We start from the raw sequence: 9,643 nt of genomic DNA on the forward strand, positions 1-9,643 counted from the left end.
CCATCCGCCCCCATGACCGATTCCGTTTCTCCCGCCGCCCCCAAGGCGGTCATCCTGCTTTCCGGCGGCCTCGATTCCGCCACCGTTCTGGCCATCGCCCGCGAACAGGGCTACGCCTGCTACTGCCTGTCCGTGGACTACGGCCAGAAGCACCGCGCCGAGCTGGACGCCGCCGTCCGCGTCGCCAAGGCCCTGGGCGCCGCCGAGCACCGGGTGGCCAAGATCGACATCGGCCAGTTCGGCGGATCGGCCCTCACCGACCCCGGCCTGGAGGTACCCACCGAAGGCCTCCTGCCCGGCATCCCCATCACGTACGTGCCGGCGCGCAACACCATCCTGCTCGCCCTGTCCCTGGCCTGGGCCGAGGTGCTCGACGCCCGTCACGTCTTCGTCGGCGTGAACGCGGTGGACTATTCCGGCTACCCGGACTGCCGCCCGACCTTCGTCCAGGCCTTCGAGGACCTGGCCAACCTGGCCACCAAGGCCGCCGTTGAAGGCGCCCGGCTGAGCGTGCACGCCCCCCTGATCGACCTGTCCAAGGCCGACATCGTGCGCACCGGCACCCGCCTCGGCGTGGACTACGGCCTCACCGTGTCCTGCTACCAGGCCGATGACCAGGGCCGCGCCTGCGGCGCCTGCGATGCCTGCCGGCTGCGCCGCGAAGGCTTCGCCGCCGCCGGCCTGGCCGACCCGACCCGCTACCGCGGCGCCTAACACCCCCGCCGTCCCTGCCTTCTCCCGCTTTTCCCGCCCTTTCCCGCCTTTCCCATGGACGTCAGCCAACTCGCCAGCCAGGTAGTCCTTTACGGCTTCTTCCTGGGCGCCCTGCTCGGTTTCAGCACCCGCGCCACCCACTTCTGCACCGTCGGCGCCGTGGCCGACGTGGTCAGCATGGGCAGCTTCACCCGTCTGCGCATGTGGTCCCTGGCCATCGCCGTGGCCATCCTCGGCGCCGCCCTGCTCGAAGTCGCCTTCGACCTGCCCCTGGCCCGCACCATCTACCGCCAGCCGCGCCTGCCCCTGGTGCCCTTCGTCACCGGTGGCCTGCTCTTCGGTGCCGGCATGGTGCTGGCCTCGGGCTGCGGCCTGCGCTCCCTGACCCGGGCCGGCGGCGGCAACCTGAAGTCCCTGGTGGCCTTCCTGGTGCTGGCCCTCACCGCCGAAATGACCATGCACGGCATCCTCACCCCGCTGCGCACCCTGGTGCAGAGCGCCCCCCCGCTGCCCCTGCCGGCGCCGGACGTCGGCACCCTGGCCGCCGGGCTGGGCCTGGCTCCCGGCACCGCCCGGATCGTCGCGGCCATCGTGGTGGGCGGCCTGTTCCTGGCCTGGGCCCTGGCCAGCCGCGACGTCTGGCGGACCCGCCCCCTGCTCGGCGGCCTTGCCGTGGGCTGCCTGGTGGTGGGCGCCTGGTACGTCACCGGCCATCTGGGCTTCGTCGCCGAAGACCCGGACACCCTGGAAGAAGCATTCATCGGCACCGCCAGCGGCCGCCCCGAGGCCCTGACCTTCGTCGGCCCCCTGGCCCACAGCCTGGAATGGCTGTCCTGGGCCAACGACGGCAGCCGCAAGGTGACCTTCGGCATCGCCACCGTCGCCGGCGCCTTCCTCGGCGCCCTGCTCCAGGCCCTGGCCTTCCGCGAGTTCCGCTGGGAAGGCTTCCGCGACGCCCGGGACACCGCCCGCCACCTGATCGGCGCCGTGCTGATGGGCTTCGGCGGCATCCTGGCCATGGGCTGCACCCTGGGTCAGGGCGTCACTGGCGTCTCGACCCTGGCCCTGGCCAGCTTCGTCGCCCTGGCCGCAATCATCGCCGGCGCCTTCGCCATGGTCCGCCTCGACCTGTGGTGGATGGAGCGCCAGGCCGGCTGATGGCCTCCCCCGGGAGCCGGCCTTGCCGCACCGGCGCTCCGCCCGTAGAATGCGGGCCTTGTCTTGCGGCACACGAATGCGTGCCGCCCCGCCAGTGCAACGCCGGCGGCGCAAAGCCCAGACGGGCGGGTGTAGTTCAATGGTAGAACGGCAGCTTCCCAAGCTGCATACGAGGGTTCGATTCCCTTCACCCGCTCCATCCCACGCGGCACCCAATACCTTCCCCACCGCTTCTTCTCCGGTCCGTTTCTGTCGAGCGCCTCGCCACCGACCATGACCTCGCCCAAGGAAACGCCTTACGTCACCGGCAACGGCCTCGCCCGCCTCATCGCCGCCGCCCGCAATTCCTGGGCCGGGCTGAAGGCCGCCTGGCGGCTGGAAGCCGCGTTCCGCCAGGAAATCCTGCTTGCCGTACTGCTGCTGCCCCTGGCCGTGGCGGTGCCCGTGACCCATGCCGAGCGGGCCCTGCTGCTGCTCACCCTGGGCCTGGTGCTGGTGGTGGAAGTCCTCAATTCGGCCATCGAGGCGGTGGTGGACCGGGTGTCCCTGGAGCGCCACGAGCTGTCGGGGCGGGCCAAGGATCTGGGCAGTGCCGCGGTGCTGCTCGCCCTGCTCACCCTGGCCGGGGTGTGGGGCGCCATCCTGCTGCCCCTGCTATTCCCCTGATCGCCCTAGCCGGACGCACGTCCGGCCCGGTGCTTGCCCTGGATCAAGCACCATTCGCCTGGCCGGGAATAGGCTTGGCATGACAAACTATGAGCCTGCGAACGATCCGCCGCCTACCCGCCGCGGCGCATCACCACACGTTCAGGACGAGATCATGAATACCCGCAAACTCTGGGCTCTCGGCGGCGCCGGCCTGGCCGCCTGTGCCGCTTTCCTGATCTGGCAGTCCCGCCAGGTGCCCACCCTCCCCCCCGGCTTCGCCCAGGGCAACGGCCGCATCGAGGCCACCGAGATCGACGTTTCCACCAAGGCCGCCGGTCGGGTCAAGGAAGTGCTGGTGCGCGAGGGCGACTTCGTCACCGCCGGCCAGAAGGTGGCGCGCATGGATACCGATGCCCTGGATGCCCAGTTGCAGCAGGCCCAGGCCCAGGTACGCCAGGCGGAAAGCGCCCAGGCCACTACCCAGGCCCTGGTGGCCCAGCGCGAGAGCGCCAAGTCGGCGGCCGAGGCGGTGGTGGCCCAGCGGCGCAGCGAACTGGCCTTTGCCGAAGGCGAGTTGCGCCGTTCCCAGACCCTGGTGGCCAAAGGCTTCATCACTCCGCAGAAGGTCGACGCCGACCGGGCCAAGCGCGACAGCGCCGCCGCCGCCCTGGCAGCGGCCAAGGCCCAGGTGGTGGAAGCCAGGTCCGGCATCGCTGCCGCCCGCTCCCAGGTGGTGGAGGCCAAGTCGGCCATCGAGGCGGCCAAGGCCACCGTCGCCCGGCTGGAGGCCGACAAGGCCGACAGCGTGCTGGTGGCGCCCCGGGACGGCCGGGTCCAGTACCGGGTGGCCGAACCCGGCGAGGTGCTCGGCGCCGGCGGCAAGGTGGTCAGCCTGATCGACCTGACCGACGTGTACATGACCCTGTTCCTGCCCGAGACCCTGGTGGGCAAGCTGGCCATTGGCGCCGAGGCGCGCATCGTCCTCGACGCCGTGCCCCAGTACGTGATCCCGGCCAAGGTGTCCTTCGTCGCCAGCGAGGCCCAGTTCACCCCCAAGACGGTGGAAACCGCCGTGGAGCGGCAGAAGCTGGTGTTCCGCGTCAAGGCGCGCATCGACCCCGACCTGCTGCGCGAGCACATCGCCCAGGTCAAGACCGGCCTGCCCGGGGTCACCACCGTGCGCCTGGCCGGCGGCGGCGAGTGGCCCGACCACCTGGCGGTGCACCTGCCCCAATGACCCCCGCCACCGCCCCGGCCGGCACGACGGACGCCGCCGTCGCCACCCTGGCGGCGGTGAGCCACCGCTACGGGCGCACCGTGGCGGTGGACGGCATCGCCCTGACCCTGCCGGCGGGCTGCGCCGTGGGCTTCATCGGCCCGGACGGGGTGGGCAAGTCCACCGTGCTGGCCCTACTCGCCGGGGCCAAGGGCGTACAGCAGGGCACGGTGCAGGTGCTCGGCGGCGACATGGCCGACGACGCCCACCGGGAAGCGGTCTGCCCTCGGGTGGCCTACATGCCCCAGGGCCTGGGCAAGAACCTCTACCCCACCCTGTCGGTGCGGGAAAACGTGGATTTCTTCGGCCGCCTGTTCGGCCACGGCGAGGCCGAGCGCCGCCAGCGCATCGCCGAGCTGCTGGAGAGCACCGGCCTGGCCCCCTTCGCCGACCGGCCGGCGGGCAAGCTGTCCGGTGGCATGAAGCAGAAGCTCGGCCTGTGCTGCGCCCTGATCCACGACCCGGACCTGCTCATCCTCGACGAGCCGACCACCGGGGTCGATCCCCTTTCCCGCCGCCAGTTCTGGGAACTGGTCGAGCGCATCCGCGCCCGCCGCCCGGGCATGAGCGTGGTGGTGGCCACCGCCTACATGGAAGAGGCCGAGCGCTTCGATTGGCTGGTCGCCATGGACGCCGGCCGGGTACTGGCCACCGGCACCCCGGCACAGCTCAAGGCCGACACCGGCGCCGACACCCTGGAAGCGGCCTTCATCGCCCTGCTGCCGCCGGACAAGCGCGACGGGCACCACCGCCTGGCGCTGCGCCCGCGCCGCGCCGACCTGCACGAGGTGGCCATCGAGGCCCGGGAGTTGACCTGCCGCTTCGGCGACTTCACCGCGGTGGACCGGGTCAGCTTTCGCATCGAGCGCGGCGAGATCTTCGGCTTTCTCGGCTCCAACGGCTGCGGCAAGACCACCACCATGAAGATGCTGACCGGGCTGCTGCCGGCCAGCGACGGCCAGGCCAGCCTGTTCGGCCAGCCCATCGACGCCCGGGACCTGGGGGTGCGCAAGCGGGTCGGCTACATGTCCCAGGCCTTCTCCCTGTACGGCGAACTGACCGTGCGGCAGAACCTGGAACTGCACGCCCGCCTGTTCCACCTGCCGACCGCCGAGATTCCCGCCCGGGTGGCGGCCATGGAAGAGCGCTTCGACCTGGCCGGCTACCGGGAGGCCAAGGCCGACAGCCTGCCCCTGGGCATCCGCCAGCGTCTGTCCCTGGCGGTGGCGGTGATCCACGGCCCGGACCTGTTGATCCTCGACGAGCCCACCTCCGGAGTGGACCCGGTGGCCCGGGACGGTTTCTGGCAACTGATGCTCGACCTGTCGCGCAACGACGGGGTGACCATCTTCATCTCCACCCACTTCATGAACGAGGCGGAGCGCTGCGACCGCATCTCGCTGATGCACGCCGGCCGGGTGCTGGCCAGCGACACCCCGGCGGGCCTGGTGGCCGCCCGGGGCGCCGCCAGCCTGGAAGACGCCTTCATCGCCTACCTGGAAGCCGCCACCGCCGCTTCCGCCAGTCCGGCCAACCCAGCCGCTGCCGCCGCACCGGCCAAGGCCACTGCTGCCGCAGCACCGCCGGCCCCTCCTTCCGCGCCCCCATCCCAGAACAATCACCGGCGCCCCCCGGCCTTCAGCCTGCAACGGCTGTTGTCCTACGCCTACCGGGAGACCCTGGAGCTGCGCCGCGACCGCATCCGCCTGGTGTTCGCCCTGCTCGGCACGGCATTGCTGATGCTGATCCTCGGTTACGGCATCAGCATGGACGTGGAGGGGCTGCCCTACGCCGTGCTCGACCGGGACCAGACCCAGGAGAGCCAGTGGTATGCCGAGCAGTTCGCCGGCTCCCGCTACTTCATCACCCGGGCGCCGATCGCCAGCGAGGCCGAGATGGACCGGCGCATGCGCGCCGGCGAGCTGAGCCTGGCCATCGAGATTCCCCCCGGCTTCGGCCGCGACCTGCGGCGCAACGCCCAGCCCGAGGTGGCCGCCTGGATCGACGGGGCCATGCCCTACCGGGCCGAGACCATCCGCGGCTACGTCCAGGCCGCCCACTACGCCTACGTGAACAGCCTGCGCGCGCGCCTGCCCAACCCGCCGGCCCTGGCCCCCAGCGGCGGCCTGGAAGTGCGCTACCGCTACAACCCGGAGGTGCGCAGCCTCAACGCCATGGTGCCGGCGGTGATCCCCCTGCTGCTGATCCTGATCCCGGCCATGCTCACCGCCGTGGGGGTGGTGCGCGAGAAGGAGCTGGGCTCGATCATCAACCTCTACGTCACCCCGGTGACCCGCATCGAATTCCTGCTCGGCAAGCAGTTGCCCTACATCGGCATCGGCCTGATCAACTACCTGACCCTGGTAGCCATGGCGGTACTGATCTTCGACGTGCCGATGAAAGGCAGCCTGGCCGCCCTCACCCTGGCCGCCGTGCTCTACCTGACCGCCGCCACCGGCCTGGGGCTGCTCATGTCGTCGTTCACCCGCACTCAGATCGCCGCCCTGTTCGGCACGGCCATCGCCACCATGCTGCCGGCCATCCAGTTCTCGGGCCTGACCAACCCGGTATCGTCCCTGGAAGGCGCCGGGGCGGTATTCGGCCAGCTTTACCCGACCACCTACTTCATGCTGATTTCCCGGGGCACCTTCGCCAAGGCCCTGGGGCTGGCGGAACTGGCCCCCTTCTACCTGGCCATCGCCGCCTTCATCCCGGTGTTCACCGTCGCCAGCGTGCTGCTGCTGCGCAAACAGGGGGACTGACATGGCTACCGGAACGACCGGGCTGGGCGGCACCCTGGCCAACATCCTCAACCTGGGCATCAAGGAGCTGCGCAGCCTGAAGGGCGACCCCCTGATGCTGGCCTTCATCGTCTGGGCCTTCACCGGCGGCATCTACGCCGTGGGCAGCGCCGTGTCGATGGAGCTGCACAACGCGCCGGTGGCGGTGGTGGACGAGGACCAGTCGCCCCTCTCCCACCGCCTGGCCGATGCCCTCCAGCCGCCCCGCTTCAAGGTGCCGCAACGGATCGGCCTGGCCGACATGGACCCGGGCCTGGACCAGGGGCGCTACACCTTCGTCCTCGACATCCCCCCCCACTACCAGCGCGACCTCAACGCCGGCCGGGCGCCCCTGATCCAGCTCAACATCGACGCCACCCAGATGAGCCAGGCCTTCATCGGCGCCGGCTATATCCAGACCATCGTCAACAACGAGGTGGGCGGCTACCTGCGCCACAACCGGCCGGCCGAGCCCCTGCCGGCGGGGCTGACGACGCGCATGCGCTTCAACCCCAACCTGGACAGCGCCTGGTTCGGTTCGGTGATGGAGATCGTCAACCAGATCACCCTGCTGTCGATCATCCTGGCCGGCGCCGCCCTGATCCGGGAACGGGAGCACGGCACCCTGGAGCACCTGCTGGTGATGCCGCTGACACCCTTCGAGATCATGAGCGCCAAGGTCTGGGCCAACGGCCTGGTGGTGCTGGCAGCCACCGGCCTGTCGCTCCAGTTCGTGGTCAAGGGGGTGCTCGGCGTGCCCATCTCCGGCTCCCTGGCCCTGTTCCTGTGCGGCACCGCCCTGCACCTGTTCTCGACCACCGCCATGGGCATCTTTCTCGCCACCGTGGCCCGCTCCATGCCCCAGATGGGCCTGCTGCTGATCCTGGCGATCGTGCCCCTGCAAATCCTCTCCGGCGCCACCACCCCCCGGGAATCCATGCCCGAGCTGGTGCAGACCCTGATGCTGGCGGCTCCCACCACCCACTTCGTCGCCTTCGCCCAGGCCATCCTCTACCGGGGCGCCGGGCTGGACGTGGTGTGGCCCCAGTTCTTGGCCATCGCCCTGATCGGCACCGTCTTCTTCCTTGCCGCCCTGGCCCGCTTCCGCAAGACCGTGGCGGCGATGCAGGGCTAAATCGCGCTAAATGGCACCCCGCCAAACGCCGCGCCAGTAGCCGATCTCCAGGCCATCACCTTGGAGCGCCTTTATCGGCGCGCCATTTCGGCATGGATGGCTGAAGACCGGCTACTGGCGCGGAGGTTCCGGCAGTAGCGGAGCGATCCCGGGCACAGCCCGAGGCCTAGCGGGGCTTACTCGTGCAGGGCCACCCACTTGCCGTTCTTCACGGTCATCATCAGCCGGGCCCGGTGGTCCATGCCGTTGTGGTTGGCCGGGGACATGGTGAACACCCCCTGGGCGCCCACCACTTCCTTCGATTTTTCCAGGGCGTCGCGCAGGGCGACGCGGAAGGCTTCGCTGCCCGGCTTGCCGGCCTTGAGCGCCAGGGGAATGGCCTTTTGCAGCAGCAGGCCGGCGTCGAAGGTGTTGGCGCCGAAGGTAGAGGTGGTGCCGGCGCCGTACTTGGCCTCGTAGCTCTTGATGTAGCCCTGGGCCACGGCCTTGATCGGGTTGCCGGCGGGCAGGTCGTCGGCAACCAGCATCGGGCCGCCGGCCATCAGGGTGCCTTCCACCGCCTTACCGCCGAGCTTGATGAAGTCGTTGGTAGCCACGCCGTGGGTCTGGTAGACCTTGCCCTTGAAGCCCTTGTCGGCCAGGGCCACCTGGGGCAGCACCGCCGGGCCGCCGGTGGCGGCGATGAACACGGCGTCGGGCCGGGCGGCGATCAGCTTGAGCACCTGGCCAGTCACCGAGGGATCGGTGCGGGTGTAGCGCTCACTGGCCACCAGCTTGATGCCGTGCTTTTCCGCCAGGGCGGCGAAGGACTTGTACCAGTTCTCGCCGTAGGGGTCGTTGAAGCCGATGAAGCCGACGGTCTTGATGCCGGTCTTGACCATGTGGGCCACCAGGGCGTCGGCGATCAGGCTGTCGTTCTGGGTGGTCTTGAACACCCAGCGCTTCTTGTCGTCCATGGGCTCGATCACCGCCGCGGAGCCGACGGTGGTGATCAGCGGCGTCCGGGCCTCGGCGACGAAGTCGAGCATGGCCAGGGCCGCCGGGGTGGTGGTCGGGCCGATCAGGGCATCCACCTTGGTCTCGGAGATCAGCTTCTTGACGTTGGTCACCGCGTTGGTCGGGTCCGACGCGTCGTCGAGCACGGTGTAGTCGATCTTCACCCCGGCCACTTCGGTAGGCAGCAGGGCCACCGTATTCTTCTGGGGGATGCCGACCACGGCGGTGACGCCGGTGCTGGAGGCGATCACCCCGACCTTGACCGTCTCGGCGGCGTGGGCGGCGGGGCCGGCCAGCAGGAGGGCGCCAGCCAGGGCGGGCAGCAGGGCAGGTGCGAAAGCGCGCATGGATGCTCCGAAAGAAGGAGAAAAGGCAAAGCGCGCATTATAGCCACCACCGCCGTTCCCCTGCCGTCGCCGCCCCGGCCGGGCGCGGCCCGGGGCGGCGCAGTGCTAAAATCCGGCCTCTCGGCGCTGCGCCTGCCGGCAACGCGCGTTACCCTTGCACCTCGCCGGCCCGTGCGACCGGCATTCCACGCTTCACGCGCCACACCATCCATTCGCGGCGCCCCGCGCCCTTTCCGCCCATGCAACTGACCGTCAACGGCGAACCCCGCAGCTTTCCCGCCCCCCTTTCCGTGGCCGGCCTGGTGGACCACCTGGGCCTCACCGGCAAGCGCATCGCCGTGGAGCGCAACGGCGAGATCGTGCCCCGGGGCCGCCATGCCGACACCGGCCTGGCCGAGGGCGACGTGCTCGAAATCGTGGTCGCCGTGGGCGGCGGCTGATCCGCCCACCACGTTCCACCCGGCCCGGCCAACCCGCGCCCTTTACCCGCTTTTCCGCCCCACCCGCATTCCGGAGCAGTTCCATGACCGCCATGGCCCACCCCGCCGACGCCCGCGACGATAACCTCACCCTGGCGGGCCGCAGCTAC

The 9,643-nt window shown here is 70.4% G+C and carries 8 protein-coding genes and 1 tRNA gene; 8 read left to right on the forward strand and 1 reads right to left on the reverse strand.

The features are described 5' to 3' along the window. Positions 1-12: 12 nt before the first annotated feature. From queC to V7Z98_RS09700, 7 genes are all read left to right on the forward strand, one after another. On the forward strand, positions 13-714 hold the full coding sequence (gene queC, locus V7Z98_RS09670; RefSeq protein ID WP_334157802.1) for a 7-cyano-7-deazaguanine synthase QueC: 702 nt from the start codon (positions 13-15) through the stop codon (positions 712-714). A 54-nt stretch (positions 715-768) separates the two neighbouring features. Next, a complete protein-coding gene (locus tag V7Z98_RS09675; RefSeq protein ID WP_334157803.1) occupies positions 769-1,872 on the forward strand; it encodes a YeeE/YedE family protein in 1,104 nt (367 codons plus the stop codon). Between the two features lie 125 nt (positions 1,873-1,997). Continuing rightward, positions 1,998-2,071, forward strand: a tRNA-Gly gene (locus tag V7Z98_RS09680). A gap of 74 nt (positions 2,072-2,145) precedes the next feature. After that, on the forward strand, positions 2,146-2,538 hold the full coding sequence (locus V7Z98_RS09685) for a diacylglycerol kinase (RefSeq protein WP_334157804.1): 393 nt from the start codon (positions 2,146-2,148) through the stop codon (positions 2,536-2,538). A gap of 154 nt (positions 2,539-2,692) precedes the next feature. Next, positions 2,693-3,757 carry an HlyD family secretion protein gene (locus V7Z98_RS09690; protein WP_293263649.1) on the forward strand — a complete coding sequence of 355 codons (1,065 nt, stop codon included), beginning with the start codon at positions 2,693-2,695 and terminating at the stop codon, positions 3,755-3,757. Further along, a complete protein-coding gene (rbbA, locus tag V7Z98_RS09695) occupies positions 3,754-6,558 on the forward strand; it encodes a ribosome-associated ATPase/putative transporter RbbA (RefSeq protein WP_334157805.1) in 2,805 nt (934 codons plus the stop codon). Before V7Z98_RS09690 ends, rbbA begins: the two co-directional genes overlap by 4 nt. 1 nt (position 6,559) lies before the next feature. Then, on the forward strand, positions 6,560-7,711 hold the full coding sequence (locus V7Z98_RS09700; protein ID WP_293263651.1) for an ABC transporter permease: 1,152 nt from the start codon (positions 6,560-6,562) through the stop codon (positions 7,709-7,711). Between the two features lie 176 nt (positions 7,712-7,887). Here the strand turns inward: V7Z98_RS09700 and V7Z98_RS09705 are convergent, their stop codons facing one another. After that, on the reverse strand, positions 7,888-9,054 hold the full coding sequence (locus V7Z98_RS09705; protein WP_334157806.1) for an ABC transporter substrate-binding protein: 1,167 nt from the start codon (positions 9,052-9,054) through the stop codon (positions 7,888-7,890). A 239-nt stretch (positions 9,055-9,293) separates the two neighbouring features. Here V7Z98_RS09705 and thiS point away from each other — a divergent pair, with 239 nt between their 5' ends. Then, a complete protein-coding gene (thiS, locus tag V7Z98_RS09710; RefSeq protein ID WP_334157807.1) occupies positions 9,294-9,494 on the forward strand; it encodes a sulfur carrier protein ThiS in 201 nt (66 codons plus the stop codon). The last annotated feature ends 149 nt before the right edge of the window (positions 9,495-9,643 follow it).

The sequence above is a fragment of the Oryzomicrobium sp. genome (genome assembly GCF_036820405.1).
Taxonomy (GTDB): Bacteria; Pseudomonadota; Gammaproteobacteria; order Burkholderiales; family Rhodocyclaceae; genus Oryzomicrobium.